The 15,993-nt window shown below is 63.7% G+C and carries 11 protein-coding genes; 7 read left to right on the top strand and 4 right to left on the bottom strand.

The features are described from left to right. Positions 1-74: 74 nt before the first annotated feature. Together TVC13_RS08410 and TVC13_RS08405 are read right to left on the bottom strand one after the other, a co-directional pair. Complete coding sequence (locus tag TVC13_RS08410) at positions 75-674, bottom strand: GDSL-type esterase/lipase family protein (protein ID WP_152226931.1); 600 nt, start codon at positions 672-674, stop codon at positions 75-77. Between the two features lie 101 nt (positions 675-775). Further along, a complete protein-coding gene (locus TVC13_RS08405) occupies positions 776-4,606 on the bottom strand; it encodes a multifunctional oxoglutarate decarboxylase/oxoglutarate dehydrogenase thiamine pyrophosphate-binding subunit/dihydrolipoyllysine-residue succinyltransferase subunit (protein WP_422400765.1) in 3,831 nt (1,276 codons plus the stop codon). A 490-nt stretch (positions 4,607-5,096) separates the two neighbouring features. Here TVC13_RS08405 and TVC13_RS08400 point away from each other — a divergent pair, with 490 nt between their 5' ends. From TVC13_RS08400 to TVC13_RS08380, 5 genes are all read left to right on the top strand, one after another. Beyond that, the gene (locus TVC13_RS08400) at positions 5,097-6,605 is read left to right on the top strand and encodes a hemolysin family protein (protein WP_422400764.1); all 1,509 of its coding nucleotides are present in this window, start codon (positions 5,097-5,099) and stop codon (positions 6,603-6,605) included. Next, positions 6,602-7,672: a hemolysin family protein gene (locus TVC13_RS08395; protein ID WP_422400763.1), complete on the top strand. Its 1,071-nt coding sequence runs from the start codon at positions 6,602-6,604 to the stop codon at positions 7,670-7,672. The genes TVC13_RS08400 and TVC13_RS08395 overlap by 4 nt, the downstream gene beginning before the upstream one ends. Before the next feature lie 110 nt (positions 7,673-7,782). Continuing rightward, a complete protein-coding gene (locus TVC13_RS08390) occupies positions 7,783-8,757 on the top strand; it encodes a metal ABC transporter solute-binding protein, Zn/Mn family (RefSeq protein WP_422400762.1) in 975 nt (324 codons plus the stop codon). A gap of 32 nt (positions 8,758-8,789) precedes the next feature. Further along, positions 8,790-9,569: a metal ABC transporter ATP-binding protein gene (locus tag TVC13_RS08385; RefSeq protein ID WP_422400766.1), complete on the top strand. Its 780-nt coding sequence runs from the start codon at positions 8,790-8,792 to the stop codon at positions 9,567-9,569. Then, positions 9,556-10,422: a metal ABC transporter permease gene (locus tag TVC13_RS08380; RefSeq protein ID WP_422400761.1), complete on the top strand. Its 867-nt coding sequence runs from the start codon at positions 9,556-9,558 to the stop codon at positions 10,420-10,422. Before TVC13_RS08385 ends, TVC13_RS08380 begins: the two co-directional genes overlap by 14 nt. 757 nt (positions 10,423-11,179) lie before the next feature. On the opposite strand, the gene TVC13_RS08375 is transcribed toward TVC13_RS08380, so the two are convergent. Both TVC13_RS08375 and TVC13_RS08370 read right to left on the bottom strand, forming a co-directional pair. Next, positions 11,180-13,093, bottom strand: coding sequence for a DUF222 domain-containing protein (locus tag TVC13_RS08375; RefSeq protein ID WP_422400760.1), 1,914 nt, complete (start codon positions 13,091-13,093; stop codon positions 11,180-11,182). Between the two features lie 826 nt (positions 13,094-13,919). Beyond that, complete coding sequence (locus TVC13_RS08370; RefSeq protein WP_422400759.1) at positions 13,920-14,339, bottom strand: Fur family transcriptional regulator; 420 nt, start codon at positions 14,337-14,339, stop codon at positions 13,920-13,922. A 105-nt stretch (positions 14,340-14,444) separates the two neighbouring features. Here TVC13_RS08370 and TVC13_RS08365 point away from each other — a divergent pair, with 105 nt between their 5' ends. Together TVC13_RS08365 and TVC13_RS08360 are read left to right on the top strand one after the other, a co-directional pair. Next, positions 14,445-15,104, top strand: coding sequence for an MBL fold metallo-hydrolase (locus TVC13_RS08365; protein ID WP_422400758.1), 660 nt, complete (start codon positions 14,445-14,447; stop codon positions 15,102-15,104). Continuing rightward, entirely contained in the window at positions 15,101-15,940 is an 840-nt protein-coding gene (locus tag TVC13_RS08360) for a sulfurtransferase (RefSeq protein WP_422400757.1), read from the top strand. The genes TVC13_RS08365 and TVC13_RS08360 overlap by 4 nt, the downstream gene beginning before the upstream one ends. Positions 15,941-15,993: the final 53 nt, after the last annotated feature.

Raw genomic sequence — 15,993 nt, 5'->3', positions numbered from 1 at the left:
GGGGGGGGCGCCCCCCCACCCCCCACCGGCCCCCCCCCCGCCGCCCCCCTTTTCTGTATTGGCAGGAGGAAGCTCTAGTTCATATCCGGCAGGTCCAGCCAGCGGAACCAGCCGCGGTGCAGGACCAGCCAGGCAATGAGGCCGTAACCGGCCTGGCCCGGGGTACCGCCGTTCGCCGCGAGGTCGGTGCGCCACTGCTCATGGTTCAGCAGCGGGGTCAGGGTGTCCACGTAGACGTGCTTGCGGCGGGTGGTGACGTCACCGAAGGCAGCGGAGAGGTCCGCGAGCCGGCGGTTGCGTTCGGCGTCGAGCCCGGGCGGGGGACCTACCACCAGGACCTTGATGCTCATCTGGGCAGCGCCGTCCAGGATGTTGGCCAGGTTGAGCCGGCTGCGGGCCGTGGAAAGCTCCAAGTCGAGATCGCGGTCGGAAAGGCCGATCACCAGCCTGTTCTCGCACGTCTCATCGAACCGCCGGCCTGCTTCCATAAGCCAGCGGTTGGCCAGGGCTTCCGTTCCCTCGCCCGGGGCCGCGAGGCTGTACGCCTCGAGAGTGGCGTTGTCCGGCGTGGTGCGGGCCAGCACGCGTCCAAGCCAGCCCAGGGCACGGGGATCGCCATGACCGGCGAGCAGTTCGTCACCGACCGCAGCGAGCCTGATTCTGCGTTGTTCCACGAGTTCCCTTTTCAGTTGCGGGTGTCGAAGGGTGGGTTAAGAGCAGTGGGTTAAAAGCCGGGGGGGGGCCCCCCCCCGGTGCCCCACCCAAACCTAACCTATTAGCGGCGTTCGAACGCCTTCTTGACCAGGATGTCCTGCTCAACGGCGTGGCGCTTGGCCGAGCCGGTGGCGGTGGAAGCCGATGCAGGACGGGAGACCAGCCGCAGCGGGCGGTCCAGTTCCGGCGGCAGGTTCAGGCCGATGAACGGCCACGGACCCTGGTTAGCCGGCTCGTCCTGTGCCCAGATGAGCTCCGCGTTCGGGTACTTGGCGACGGCTTCCTGGATTTCCTTGTACGGCAGCGGGTAAAGCTGCTCCACACGGATGATCGCAGTCTTCTCGTCTCCGGCCTTCTGGCGGTTGGCCAGCAGGTCGTAGTACAGGCGGCCGGAGACCAGCAGCACCTTGTCCACGGCGTTGCCGTCCAGCTCAGCGTGCTCGCCGATGACCGGCTGGAACGAACCCTGTGTGAAGTCATCCACCGAGGTCGCTGCTGCCTTCAGACGCAGCAGCTGCTTCGGGGTGAAGATCACCAGCGGCTTGCGCGGCCGGCTGTACGCCTGGCGGCGCAGCAGGTGGAAGTGCGAGGCACCGGTCGTGGGGTTGGCCACGATCATGTTGTCCTCGGCACACATCTGCAGGAAGCGTTCGATCCGGGCGGAGGAGTGGTCCGGTCCCTGGCCTTCGTAGCCGTGCGGCAGCATCATGACGAGCGAGGAGCGCTGGCCCCACTTCTGCTCAGCAGAGGAGATGAACTCGTCAATGATGGTCTGGGCGCCGTTGACGAAGTCACCGAACTGCGCTTCCCACAGGACCAGTGCATCCGGACGCTCCACCGAGTAGCCGTATTCGAAGCCGAGGGCAGCAAATTCGGACAGCAGGGAGTCGTAGATCCACAGCTTTGCCTGATTCGGATCCAGGTCGCTCAGCGGGGTCCACTCTGTGCCGGTGGCGCGGTCGTGGAACACGGCGTGGCGCTGCGTGAACGTGCCGCGGCGGGAGTCCTGGCCCGCAAGCCGGACGGGGACACCTTCCATAAGCAGCGAACCGAAGGCCGCAATCTCGGCGAAGCCCCAGTCGATGTTGCCCTCGCGGGACATCTGCTCGCGCTTCTCCAGCAGGGACTTCAGCTTCGGGTGGACCGTGAACCCTTCGGGAATGGTCACATGTGCCTTGCCGATCCGCGCCAGGGTGTCCGCGGAGATCGCGGTGCTGGCCGGCGCCACGATGGTGGAGCCTTCCTGCTGCGCGGCGGGGCGCTCCAGGTCGGAGACAGCCTCGGAGTCCTTGGTGATGACCGGGATCGGGGAAGTCTGGGCGGCATGCGTTTCCGCGAAGACCCGCTCAAGGCGGCTCTGGTAGTCGCGAAGTGCCTGCTCAGCTTCTTCCTGGCTGATGTCGCCGCGGCCGATCAGCGATTCGGTGTAGAGCTTGCGCACCGAACGCTTGGCCTCGATCAGGGAGTACATCATCGGCTGCGTCATCGAGGGATCGTCACCCTCATTGTGGCCGCGGCGGCGGTAGCACACCATGTCGATGACGACGTCCTTGTTGAACCGCTGGCGGTAGTCGAACGCCAGCTGGGCCATCCGGACAACCTGCTCGGGATCGTCGCCGTTCACGTGGAAGATCGGCGCCTGAACCATCTTGGCGACGTCGGTGGCGTAAACGGAGGAACGTGAAGACGTCGGTGCGGTGGTGAAGCCAACCTGGTTGTTCACGATCACGTGGATCGTGCCGCCGGTGCGGTAGCCGCGCAGCTGGGAGAGGTTCAGCGTTTCCGCGACCACACCCTGCCCTGCGAAGGCCGCATCACCGTGGATCAGGATCGGCAGGACGGGGAACTCGTCGCCGCGGTCCAGCCGGTCCTGCTTGGCGCGGACAATGCCTTCGAGGACGGAGTCGCCGGCCTCAAGGTGGGACGGGTTAGCGGCAAGGTAGACCTTGGTCTGGTTGCCGTTGTCCGAGGTGAAGGTGCCTTCGGTGCCGAGGTGGTACTTCACATCACCCGAGCCCTGGACCGAGCGCGGATCCTGGGTGCCTTCGAACTCGCGGAAGACCTGGGCATAGGTCTTGCCGGCAATGTTGGTGAGCACGTTCAGGCGGCCGCGGTGGGCCATGCCAATGCCCACTTCTTCCATGCCTTCGTCTGCGGCACCGGAAATGACGGCGTCCAGCAGCGGAATCAGGGACTCCCCGCCTTCCAGCGAGAAGCGCTTCTGGCCGACGAACTTCGTCTGCAGGAAGGTCTCGAAGGCTTCTGCGGCGTTGAGCTTGCTCAGGATACGGAGCTGCTCTTCGCGGGACGGCTTGCTGTACGGAGCCTCGAGGCGGTTCTGGAACCAGGAGCGTTCCTCCGGATCCTGGATGTGCATGTACTCGATGCCTGCGGTACGGCAGTAAGCATCACGCAGCACACCGAGGATCTTGCGCAGCTTGAGCATCGGCTTGCCGCCGAAGCCTCCGGTGGGCCATTCGCGGTCCAGGTCCCAGAGGGTCAGGCCGTGGTTCAGGATATCCAGGTCCGCATGGCGGCGCTGGACGTACTCCAGCGGGTTGGTGTCCGCCATCAGGTGGCCGCGCACGCGGTAAGCGTGGATCAGCTGCTGGATGCGGGCGACCTTGTTGATCTGCTCGTCCGGGTTGACCTGGATGTCCGGGCTCCAGCGAACCGGCTCGTACGGGATGCGCAGCGACTCAAAGATGTCATCGTAGAAGTTCTGCTCACCCAGCAGCAGCTGGTGGATGATGCGCAGGAACTCGCCGCTGCCGGCACCCTGGATGACACGGTGGTCATAGGTGGAGGTCAGGGTGATGATCTTGGAGATCGCGTTGCGGGCGAGGATCTTCTCATTCGCGCCCTGGAACTCTGCCGGGTACTCAAGGGCGCCGGCACCGATGATGCAGGCCTGGCCCTTGGACAGGCGCGGTACGGAGTGAACCGTTCCGATGCCGCCCGGATTGGTCAGGGAGATCGTGGTGCCCTTGTAGTCATCAGCGGTGAGCTTGCCGGCGCGGGTGCGCTTGACCAGGTCTTCGTAGGCGTGCCAGAACTCGGAGAAGTTCAGGGTTTCTGCCTTCTTGATGTTCGGGACCACCAGCAGGCGGGTTCCGTCCGGCTTGGGCATGTCGATGGCCAGGCCGAAGTTGATGTGCGCGGGCTGGACAGCAACGGGCTTGCCGTCAACCTCGTCGTAGTAAACGTTCTGGGACGGGAACTGGGCGGCCGCACGGATGATGGCGTAGCCGAGCAGGTGGGTGAAGGAAACTTTGCCGCCGCGTGCACGTTCCAGGTGGCTGTTGATGACAATGCGGTTGTCAATGAGCAGCTTGGCCGGAACTGCACGCACGGTGGTGGCCGTGGGCACGCTCAGGCTGAGGTCCATGTTGGTGGCGATTGCCTTGGCCGGACCGCGCAGCACCGTGACGGTGTCTTCTTCCGTCTCCGTGCTGGGCTTGGTCTTGGGCAGCTGGGCCGGGATGGGCGCGGGCTTGGTTTCGGGCTTGGTCTCCTGCTTCGCGGCGGCAGCAGCCGACTTCGGCTCGTCCTTGGCCGAATTTGCTTCCTTGGCCACGGGGGGCTTTCCGGACTGCTGGGTCGCTGCAGGGGACTCGGCGGAGGCCTTCGGGGCCTGGGCTTCGGTGTTCACAACGGGCAGCTGGCGGGTGGCCGGGTTGGCGCCGAGTTCGCTCGGGGGAGTCGAACCGTTACCGGAGGCTGAATTACCGGCGTCGGACTTTGCGTCCTCTGCCTTAAAGGAGTCGAAAATGCTCCACCACTTCTTGTCGACGGAATTCTTGTCCTTGAGGTACTGCTCGTACAATTCGTCGACAAGCCATTCGTTCCCGCCGAATTCCTCCGGCAGGCGGTGGTTGGGTTGGTCTGGCACTAGATATACGCCTCTTCCATGAGTTGCCGTTTGCCCTGATGGCACCATGATCTGAGCGCTTCCGCCTCAAGACTTGCTGGTGCGGCCCGGTGCGCAGTGACCGAGACTTGGTTGCAAGTCTAGTTACAGATCGGCGGAAGTGGCCAATCTCAGCGGTGTCCTCTTGTGGGATCCGACACACTTTGCTCAGCTTCCAGCGCGAGATTGCGCACGGTGGTGCCCTGCGGAAATTGTTCTGGTGCGCGGGAGCCAAAGCTGTAAACTGGAAGGTCTATGGACAGCAACTCTAGGCGCCGGCCTGCATCCACTGCGTTTACACCCGCACGGATGCACAGAGCCGGCAACGCCCGCACAAGATCCCCGCACTCTCCGGCAGCGTCATCGGAGCCTTCCAGTCCGGCTTCAGCCGATCCCCCTTCCGGAGGTAATCCGCCATTAGTCTCCCGGGGAACCCCGAGTCCGTGCCTGCGCGCCGAGGCTGGTTCCTGAGATGGAGTGGCTTTTCCTTCTGGCCGGGCTGCTGCTTATCTGCGGCACCGGCTTTTTCGTGGCCGTCGAATTCTCCCTGGTCGCCTTGGACCAGCCCACCGTGCGCCGTGCGGTGGAAGACGGAGATACCCGGGCGGAGCCGCTGCTCCGCTGCCTAACCACTCTTTCCACCCAGCTTTCAAGCTGCCAGCTGGGTATCACCCTGACCACCCTGCTGACCGGTTACGTGATGGAACCGTCCGTTGGCCGGCTGCTGCAGGGACCCCTTGCATCGCTGGGGCTTCCGCCAGCGGCGTCGCTTTCGGTGTCTGTTGTGGCGGCCATGGTGCTCGCCACCCTGCTATCAATGTTGCTTGGGGAACTGATTCCCAAGAACATGTCCATCGCCCTTCCCTTTAAAGTGGGACGCCTGCTGGCGCGCCCGCAGCTGGCTTTCACCTTCCTGTTCAAGCCGGCCATCCTTGTGCTGAACGGATTCTCCAACAAGGTGCTGAACCTCTTTGGCCTCGAAGCCAAGGAAGAGGTGTCCGGGGCCAGGACTCCTGCAGAGCTCTCCTCGATGGTGCGCCGCTCGGCTGAAATGGGGACGCTGGATGCCGGGACCGCCAACTTCCTTGCCCGGACACTCTCCTTCTCCGAACGGACCGCTGCGGATGTCATGACTCCGCGGATCCGGCTTGAAACGATCGACGCCGACCAGCCCGTTTCCGACGTCATCGAAGCAGCCCGCCGTACCGGCTATTCACGCTTTCCCATCCTTGGCGATTCCCCGGATGACATCCGCGGCGTCGTCCATGTGAAGAAGGCTGTTGCCGTTCCGCGGCGGAAGCGGGCCGAGCTGCCTGCAGCTGCGATCATGAGCGACATCCTGCGGGTGCCGGAGACCGTGCATCTGGATTCGCTGCTCTCGGAACTGCGCAGCGCGAACCTGCAGCTCGCCGTCGTGCTCGATGAATACGGCGGCACCGCCGGCGTCGCCACGCTGGAGGACCTTGTGGAAGAAATCGTCGGCGAGGTTTCCGATGAACATGACAAGCTCAAACCCGGCGTGCTGCAGAGCGCCTCGGGGTACTGGTACTTCCCGGGCATCATGCGTCCGGATGAAGTGTCCGATTTAATTCCGTCCCTGCACGTGCCGGACGACTCCGGTTATGAAACCGTGGGCGGCTACATCATGGCTGAACTTGGCCGTATTGCCGAGGTTGGTGACACCGTGCCGGTTCCGGGCGGAATGCTGGAAGTTGAACGCATGGACGGACGCAGGATTGACCGCGTCTGTTTTGTTCCCGGTGAACCGGATCAGGAAGCCGAAACCGAGGCTGAGTCGACGCCGTCGGGCCGGCAGGAGCGCGCTGCAGCGTTGGCTGGATCCGGTGCTTCCGGTGGTTCCGGTGGATCCGGTGCTTCGGGTGGCTTAGGTGGTTCAGACGCTGCGCCGGTTACCGCCCATGGCGCGCGGGCCGTGGACAGTGCAGTGGCCGCGCCTGCCCGCAGGAAGGAAACGCGATGAGCGACCTTGCAGGCATTTTCTGGCTAGTCGTCCTGCTGCTGGGCAACGCCTTCTTTGTGGGTGCGGAGTTCGCAGTCATGTCCGCTCGGCGCAGCCAGATCGAACCTCTGGCCGACGCCGGATCCAAGCGTGCCAAGACCACTCTCTGGGCCATGGAGCACGTCTCGCTGATGCTGGCGTGTGCCCAGTTGGGCATTACGGTGTGTTCGCTGCTCATCCTGTACGTCGCTGAGCCCGCGATCCACCATCTGCTGGCGGCCCCGCTTGAGGCAGTGGGCGTGCCTACCGAGATTGCGGACCTGTCCGGGTTCCTGGCGGCACTGCTGTTCGTGACCTTCCTTCACGTGACCGTCGGCGAAATGGTGCCGAAGAATATTTCGGTCTCCGTGGCTGACCGCGCTGCTCTGGCCCTGGCTCCGCCGCTGGTCATGATCTCGCGCGTGGTCCGACCCATCACTGCCAGCCTGAACTGGATCGCCAACCATGCGCTGCGCGTCGTCGGGATCACGCCCAAGGATGAGGTGACCTCGTCTTTCACCCTGCAGGAAGTGCAGTCGATCGTGCAGGAATCCACCCGGCACGGCCTGGTGGCGGATGATTCGGGGGTCATTTCGGGGGCGCTCGAGTTCTCCGGGCAGACTGCCGGGGAAGTCATGGTGCCCCTTGATGAGCTGGTTACCCTGCGCACGGACTGCACACCGGCAGAGTTCGAGAAGGCGGTTGGCCGTACCGGGTTCTCCCGTTTTGTGCTGATGGATGAAGCCGGCAATTTCACCGGCTACATGCATCTGAAAGACGTCATGGCGATCCCCGAGGAAGCCTACGAACGGCCGATCACGGAGAACAAGGTCCGCACACTGGCCAACCTGCGCCTTAGTGACGGAATCGAGGACGCGCTGGCTGTCATGCAGCGCACGGGCTCCCATGTGGCCCGTGTCCTCGGTGACGATGCCCAGACCCGCGGGGTGCTGTTCCTGGAAGACATCATCGAACAGCTGGTGGGAGAGATCCGGGATGCTACCCAGGCCCAGGGGCTGCGCCGGTCCGGTGAGAGCTTCACCGGCTAACAGCGCAGACAGTGTCTGCTTAGATGCGAATGATTCGCGTTTAGGTTATGCTGATCAAGCCCCGGTGCCGCCGGAGGCTGCACCAGACTCGAAACGGGGAAACTGACACTATGCGCCGCCTGCCCATCCGTGTGGCCGGAATTCTGACCGCCGCTGCACTTGCGCTGTCCGCCTGCTCAGGAAATTCCGGAGATGACAGCGGAGCAGTCGAGGATGGGGACACCATCCGGGTGGTAGCTTCCACGAACGTGTACGGGAACATCCTTGAATCAGTGGGCGGCGAGTTCGTCAGCGTCGAGTCGATCATCAACCGCCCGTCCCAGGATCCGCACTCCTATGAGGCGACTGCCCGGGACAAGCTGGCCGTCTCCGAAGCAGCTGTAGTTGTCCTGAACGGCGGGGGATACGACTCCTTTATGGAGACCCTGGTCCAGGAAGAGTCCGTTGCCTCAGAGAATGTGCTCAACGCCGTCGAAATCTCCGGGCTTGAGGATGAGGGGCACGAGGGGGAGGACCACGAGAGTGAGGAAGCGGGCGATGACCACGCTGGTCACTCGCACGGCGCGTTCAACGAACACGTCTGGTACGACCCGGAGGCCATGGGGCTGCTGGCCGAGGCCGCAGCCCAGCGCCTGGCCGAGCTGGATCCGGAGAATGAGCAGGCCTTCCGGGACAACGCGGCCAGCTTCGCTTCAGGCATCCAGGACCTCGAGGACCGGCTCGCCGAGCTTCGTACGGCAGCTGAAGGCCGCGACGTCGCAATGACCGAGCCGGTCCCTGCCTACCTTTTGGAAGATGCCGGACTGCACAACGTCACCCCGGACGATTTCACCGAGGCTGTGGAGGAAGGCCAGGATGTTCCGCCGGCTGTGCTCAAGGAGATGAATGACCTTGTGGCTTCCGGAGACATTGCCTTCCTGGCCTACAACGAACAGACCTCAACCTCGCAGACTGAAGCTGTCCGCGGCACTGCCGAAAACGCGGGTGTTCCCGTCGTCGACTTCTCTGAGACGCTGCCTGAGGGCGAGGACTTCCTTGCCTGGATGGACCGCAACGTGACGGCTATTCAGGACGTCCTGAAGTGAGCCGCGCCGTCGTACAGCTGCGCGGGGCCTCCATGGCCTTTGGCAGCCGTACGCTCTGGCAGGGACTGGACCTGGATATCCATGCTGGGGAGTTCCTTGCTGTCCTGGGGCCCAACGGCACCGGGAAGACCACGCTTTTGAAGGTGCTTCTCGGGCTGCAGCCGCTCAGTGCCGGTACCGTCACTGTCAACGGGCACAGGGTTGAGCGCGGCAGCAAGGATATCGGCTACATTCCCCAGCAGAAGACCTTTGCACCCGGAACGCCGCTGCGTGCGCGGGATCTTGTGGGTATGGGGGTCGACGGCGACAAGTGGGGTATCCGCCTGCGCCGCGGTCCCGTCCGTGCCCGGGTTGATGAGCTTCTGGCGCAGGTTGGTGCCACGAGCTATGCCGATGCTCCGGTGGGCAAGCTGTCCGGCGGTGAGCTCCAGCGGCTGCGTGCTGCCCAGGCCCTGGCCACGGATCCTGACCTGCTGCTTTGCGATGAACCACTTCTCTCTCTCGACTTGCACCACCAGCAGGCCATCAGTGCTCTCATTGACGCGCGTGCGCATGTGAACGACTCTGCCGTTGTTTTTGTGACTCACGAGATCAATCCGATCATCGACTATGTTGACCGGGTTCTGTACCTGGCCGGTGGCCAGTTCCGAACCGGTACGCCGTCGGAAGTCCTGCGCTCTGATGTCCTTTCGGATATGTACGGCTCACATGTTGAGGTGCTGCGCAGCCACGGCCGGATTGTGGTGCTTGGCGTTCCTGATGCAACTACGCACCACCACGGTGAAAGTGAGGCCGATCTTGGACCTTTCTGAGTTCGTCTCTTCAGTGTTTGACTTCAGCGACTACGGTCAGCTGCTTCCCCTGGTGACCAATTCGCTTTGGGCTGCTGCCATTCTGGGTCTGGTTGGCGGGCTTATTGGCGTTTTTGTGATGATGCGGGATCTGGCGTTTGCTGTTCACGGTATTGCCGAACTGTCCTTTGCCGGTGCTGCTCTTGCTCTGCTTCTGGGAGCCAACGTTGTTCTTGGCTCTCTGGCCGGTTCCATCGCTGCTGCCCTGATTCTTGCGCTGCTGGGTTTGAAGGCCCGTGACCGGAACTCGATTACCGGCGTCATCATGCCGTTTGGCCTTGGCTTGGGGATCTTGTTCCTTGCTCTCTATGAGGGGCGTTCTGCGAACAAGTTTGGTCTGCTTACCGGGCAGATTGTTGCTGTGGACAGTGTGCAGCTGGATCTTCTGGCTATTTGTGCCGCCGTCGTTGTTGTGGGTCTTGTTGTTGTGTGGCGTCCGTTGACGTTTGCCAGTGCTGATCCGGAGCTTGCGCAGGCCCGTGGTGTTCCGGTGGGTGTGCTTTCCATCGTGTTTATGTTCCTTTTGGGGCTTTCGGTTGCCCTCTCCATTCAGGTTGTGGGTGCCCTTCTGGTGCTTTCGCTTCTGATTACTCCTGCGGCTGCTGCTCTGCTTGTGACCTCTTCGCCGCGTCTGGTCGTCGGCCTGAGTGTCATCTTTGCCCTGGTTTCTGCTGTGGGCGGCATTCTTTTGGCTCTGGGCGGGCGTATTCCCATCAGTCCCTACGTCACTACGATTTCGTTTGCCATTTATGTGGTGTGCCGCATCATTATGGCTGTCCGTGGCCGGACCCGCCGGTTGGTTACTGCTGCGTGAGTTGACCGGCCCAGCTTGCCCACGAGGGGTGAGGATTCGCTGGGGCAGCGCGAGGTTTGTCCTGGTGGGGTGGAGTGCTGAAACCTGAGTTCCTTCCACAGGCCAGGCCTGCCGTTCCCGGCGCTGTCCTGGCTCGGTGTGCCACCTGTGACCCGTTGCGCCATCTGCCGTTCGGATCGAATGATTCGGGACCCTACTCGGGACCCCATTCGGGACCCTATTCGGGATGCTAGCTGCCAAGGCGTTCTGCCGGGTTTTTTGCCGGGGCCTTCTGCCGGGGCCAGGTGTCAGGGCCTCGACCGTCCTCCCACCGACCTCCGCCGCGGCAGTCATGGCTGCTGGCCCAGGCCGTGGGGTATCGGGTTCACCGTCCACCGCTGCCAGAGCCTTTGAGCGGGGCCAGCTGGTCAGCGCCTCGACCGTCCACCGCCGGGGCAGCAAAGGCCTCCGGCCCAGGCGTCTGCTATGGGGTTCACCGTCCACCGCTGCCAGAGCCTTTGAGCGGGGCAAGCTGGTCAGCGCCTCGACCGTCCACCGCCGGGGCAGCAAAGGCCTCCGGCCCAGGCGTCTGCTATGGGGTTCACCGTCCTCCGCTGCCAGAGCCTTTGAGCGGGGCCAGCTGGTCAGCGCCTCAATCGTCCATCGCCGCCACAGGCAGGGCCTCCGGCCGGGCCCTCTGGTATCGGGTTCACTGTCCACCGCTGCCAGCAGTCAGAGCCTCCGGCCCATACCCTCGAGTTTGAGACCATTTGAGGGGCTAGAACGGTGGAGGATCGTCATCCGGGCCCGGCGTTTCCTGTCCCAGAGACGAAGACCCGGCTGGTGCCCGTTTCGACTGGTAGTCCAGCGTGGCGCCGGTGGCGTACGAGCGTCCCGTCGGTGACTCCCATTCGATGGTTCCGGGTTCGGGTTGGCGGGCTTTCCAATGGCCGAGGGTTTTGAAGCGGTGGTGTTTGGGGCAGAGGTGTTCCAGGTTCGTATGGTCTGTTGGTCCGCCATGGGAGAAGGGCGTGGTGTGGTCGATCTCGGCATGGGTGACGCTGACTGAGCAGCCGGGGAATCGGCAGGTTCCGTCCCGGGCTTGGAGCCAGCGTTTGAGTCCTGCGGGGATACGCCGTGTTCGACCCACATTGAGGATTTCGCCGGTGGCCGGGTCTTGGATCAGTGGTGTCCAGTGCAGGGCCTCGAGGATCATGGCTCGTGCTGTGTCTGCGCTGATTGGTCCGTAACCGTTGAGTTCAGCGGGGTTCTCGTCGAGTCCTGCCAGTGTGTCAGCGTTGATCAGGACCATGACTTCGGTGCGGACTTTGGACCGGTTCCGGTTCCGGTGCCGTTCGGCCCGACGGGGCCGTTTCGGTCCCGGGTTCGTACGAGGGGTGGAGGCCAGCGGTCCACTGGAATCGGGAACGGGACCGGTCTCGGTCTCGGTCTCGCTTCCGATCTCGGTAGGAGTGCCTAGGGGCTTCACCTGTGCAGTGCCGCCAGCGGTACCAATACCAACACCAGTACCGGGGCCGGGGCCGGAGCCGGGGAAAGTGGCAGTGCCGTTGCCCGTGCTGGGGCCGGCGAAAGTTGCAGTGTCAGTGCCAACACCAACACCAGTGCCTGTGCCTGTGCCAGGGAAAGCGGCAGTGCCGGGGGAGCCGGGGAAAGTGGCAGTGCCGGTGCCGGTGGAAGTGGCTCCGCGGCAGCCGCAGCCATCGCTGGCGGGAGTGCCGGTGCCAGACTCGTCCTGACTGCTCGCTGCAGTACCCGGACCAGAACCAGGGCCCGTGGTTGTGGGTACTGGTTCGCCTTCGAGGAGCAGTTCGGTGAGGGTGTCGGCGCGGAGCTGGTCCATGGTTCGCGGGTCTCCGGCTCGTTTGCCGGCTTTGGCGGCACCGGTGAGGGCTGCGAACATGGCCTGGCCTTTCTCCGCGGCGATGATCGCGCTGAGGCAGGACATCCCGTCGGGCAGGGGCTGGAACATCACCCGGCGTTTGTCCTTCGCCTCACGGTGCCGGACCGGAATCAGATCCGGGAACCGGGACTCCCGGAGCCTTCGGGCCCGCCGGCCGAACCCGGCAGCAGTCCTGCCTTCAGCCGCTGCAAGCAGATCGCGTTCGAACGCAGCACGCACGGTGAGCCCCTCGGTCTTGGCGGGGGCGGTGGCGTCGGCGCTGTCCCCACCTGTCTGCGCGACATTAGGAGATTCAGGGCCAGATCCCTCATCCCCGGACTGCGTGCCCTCGCCATCAAGTCCGAGGTCCAGTTGGCCGGAGTCTTCAGCCGAGGCGTTTTCAGCCTCGTTGGTCGGCGCTGGATCGGCACCGGCACCGTCCACTGTCGGGGCTTCCACGTCCGGGACGTGGGCAGGGAGGTTATGGGTCTCCTCAAGGATGATGCGGGCATGCTGGAGTGCGATCTTCCCCTCGGAAAGACGCGTAAGGGTCTCCGGCGCATCAGCACACAACCTCGAGGATTCACTGATGAGCTGCATCGCGGTCATGTGCGGGATGTTCAGGACCGTGGACGCCTCGGCGGCGGCAAGGCTCATGGCCAGTGCTGGTTCTTCGCGTCCGGAGGCATCAGCAATGTCCCGGGCGAAAAGGACCTCCAAACGGGCGGCAACACGTGCCTGCTGAGCCTGCGCCCAGGAGACCAGCATCCCCAGACGATGGAGTGCGGACACGGTTTCGTCATAGCCCAAGGACTCGGCTCCACGGAACGACAAACTGCCAGCAAATCCCTCGGGAAGCACTTCCACCGGAGTGTCATCGGCCAAGGCAGGATCGGCACAGAACACTGCACTGGAGGGAGCAACAAACCTGGGATGCGAACCCGATGAAGTCTCAGGCCCAGGGCTGGCCGAGGGTCCGGAGCCCGGACGAAACCCGGTACGTGCGCCCGACGAAGTCCCTGGAGCCGGGTGGACCGAGGGTCCGGAGCCCGACGAGGGTGACGACGAGGTCGAGGATCCTTCATCCGGTTCTACACCCGGCGCACCGTTCGGATCCCGGTCAGTTGACCGGGAGAACGCAGTGTCCGAGGAGCGGTTCATACCCCTAACTCTTTCAGCTGCCACTGACATTCCGAGGCCAAAATCGGCCCCTTTGGACACCCCCGATTACCGGTGATTTACCCGCTTTTCACGGGATACGGAGCCGATGGTTACGGGGGACAAGGACGCCGAACTCCTGAGGATCACAAAGCTCGAGAAGACGCTGCTCAGTAGGAGAAACAAGGTGGAGGGCACCTGTAGGTGACGCCGAGGATGGGCGCCGTCCACATGGTGCGGGCGCGCTTAGCCCGGTCGGCCATCATCGAGTCAGGCCGGCAGTAAGTCCGGGCGGATCAGGAGTCTAGAGCGCGGTCAATCGCGGCGGTTGCCACGCGCCGGTTGCCACGGTTCGGTCGCCACGCAACGGACCCCGGAAGCCGCCAACCCCGGAAGCCGCCAACCCCTGAAGCAAACCAGCCCCGGAAGCACACCGGCTCCAGAATCACGAGACCAGCAGCTACCGCGAACACTCCGGACAAAGACCAAAGACCTCAACAGTGTGCGCAACATCAGTGAAACCATGCTCACGGCCCAAACGGGCAGCCCAGCTCTCAACAGCAGGAGCTTCCACCTCAACAGCCTTGCCGCAGTTACGGCAAACCAGATGGTGGTGGTGATGCTCAGCCTCGCACCGGCGGTACAGAACCTCACCATCAGCACCACGGAGAACATCAACCTGCTTCTCATCAGCCATGGACTGCAGAATCCGGTAGGCAGTAGCCAGTGAGACCTTCTCACCACGGTCCTGAAGCAGACGGTGGAGTTCCTGGGTACTCACAAAGTCATCCAGAGAGTCCAAAGTGCGGCCCACAGCGAGCCGCTGGCGGGTAACCCGGGGCTCGGCAGTCCGCCGCGAGGACGATGGCTGCGCTGACATGGAAGCCTCCTGGGCTAACGGGAATCGGACCTGACCCCAGATTATCAGCGTTGGCACACCGTGGCCTGCCCGAAGGCGGCAGCAGTCCCGGAGTATCGTGACCCTATGAAAATGACCAAGTACACGCATTCCTGTGTCCGTTTCGAAAAAGAGGGATCAGTCCTGGTACTGGATCCGGGAAACTTTTCCGAGGTCGAAGAAGCCCTGCGGGACGCAAACGCAATCCTGCTGACACATGAGCACGCAGACCATATCGACACGGAACAGGTACTGCCCATCCTGGCCGAGCGCGCAGACCTGCATCTCTACGCACCCGCAGCACTGGCAGCATCACTGCGCAACGAGGCAGCAGAAAATGCACAGGACCGCATCCATGACGTCGAACCCAACACTGTGCAGGAAATCGCCGGAATCTCGGTACGCTCCTTCGGTGGACAGCACGCACTGATCCATCCGCTGATTCCGATGGTTGAAAACCTCGCCTACCTGATCGAAGAGCGTATCTACCACCCCGGAGACTCGTTCACGGTACCGAACGGCCTCAAAGCAGAGGTGCTGCTGGTACCGATTCACGCGCCCTGGTCCAAGGTGGGTGAGGTCATCGACTTCCTCATCGCAGTGGGAGCCGCAACCGCACACCCGATCCATGACGCACTGCTGAACGGAAAGGGCCGCGGGGTGGTGGAAAAACACCTGGAACGGTTCGGAGCCATGTACGGAACGAGCTACCAGCGGCTGGCACCGGGAGACGTGGTGGATCTGTGACTGAAATCCTCGTCAGCGCAGCTGAACTCCGCGAAGCACTCACCGCCGGAGAGCCGGTACGGGTACTGGACGTGCGCTGGGAACTGGGCCGCAGCGACGGACACCGCAGGTACCTCGAGGGACATCTTCCCGGGGCGGTCTACGTGGACCTGGACACCGAGCTCTCCGCACCCCCGGGGCCGGGAGGGAGGCATCCGCTGCCCTCACCCTCGGTCTTTGCCGCACTGGCACAGGGCTGGGGAATTCACGACGGCGACACGGTAGTCGCCTACGACGCCTCCGGAGGCGCCGCAGCAGCACGCGCCTGGTGGCTGCTGCGCCATGCCGGCTTCGAGACCGTCAGGCTGCTCGACGGCGGCGTGCAGGCCTGGCAGGCCGCTGGAGGAGCGCTGGAGAAGGGGCAGGTCGTCGCTAAGCCCGGTTCGGTAAACCTGTCCTGGGGGCACATGCCCGTCGTTGATATGGACGGCGTACCCGCACTGGCAGCCAACGGCGTGCTCGTCGATGCACGGGCACCCGAACGATTCCGCGGCGAGAGCGAACCCATCGACCCGCAGGCAGGGCACATTCCGGGAGCGATCAACGTTCCCGCGGCCGGGAACCTGGACGCCAAGGGTCACTACCTGCTGGTTCCTGAACTCAAACAGCGCTTTGAGGCAGCCGGAGTGGACAGCTCAAAACCAGTGGGAGCCTACTGCGGCTCAGGGATCTACGCGTCGGCGCAGGTCGCGGCCCTGGCCATGGCCGGCGTCGAGGCTGCACTGTATCCCGGCTCGTGGTCGCAATGGTCCTCCACACCCGGACAGCCGGTGGCAAGCGGCGCCGCAGACGGGTAGCGTCAAAGCTATGTTTACCGGCCGTCCCGTTCCGCCCCCGCTGCGTGTGCAGC

This window comes from Arthrobacter sp. 3Tela_A (assembly GCF_049311025.1).
Classification (GTDB): Bacteria; Actinomycetota; Actinomycetes; order Actinomycetales; family Micrococcaceae; genus Arthrobacter_B.
Note: the sequence above shows the minus strand (reverse complement) of the source record. Positions and strands in the feature narration are given on the sequence as shown.

What these genes read in the sequence shown, in the direction of transcription:
- TVC13_RS08400 (WP_422400764.1), top strand. Translation starts at nt 5,097, where the DNA reads ATGGAGTGGCTTTTCCTTCTGGCCGGGCTGCTGCTTATCTGCGGCACC.
- TVC13_RS08395 (WP_422400763.1), top strand. Translation starts at nt 6,602, where the DNA reads ATGAGCGACCTTGCAGGCATTTTCTGGCTAGTCGTCCTGCTGCTGGGC.
- TVC13_RS08390 (WP_422400762.1), top strand. Translation starts at nt 7,783, where the DNA reads ATGCGCCGCCTGCCCATCCGTGTGGCCGGAATTCTGACCGCCGCTGCA.
- TVC13_RS08385 (WP_422400766.1), top strand. Translation starts at nt 8,790, where the DNA reads ATGGCCTTTGGCAGCCGTACGCTCTGGCAGGGACTGGACCTGGATATC.
- TVC13_RS08370 (WP_422400759.1), bottom strand. Translation starts at nt 14,339, where the DNA reads ATGTCAGCGCAGCCATCGTCCTCGCGGCGGACTGCCGAGCCCCGGGTT.
- TVC13_RS08365 (WP_422400758.1), top strand. Translation starts at nt 14,445, where the DNA reads ATGAAAATGACCAAGTACACGCATTCCTGTGTCCGTTTCGAAAAAGAG.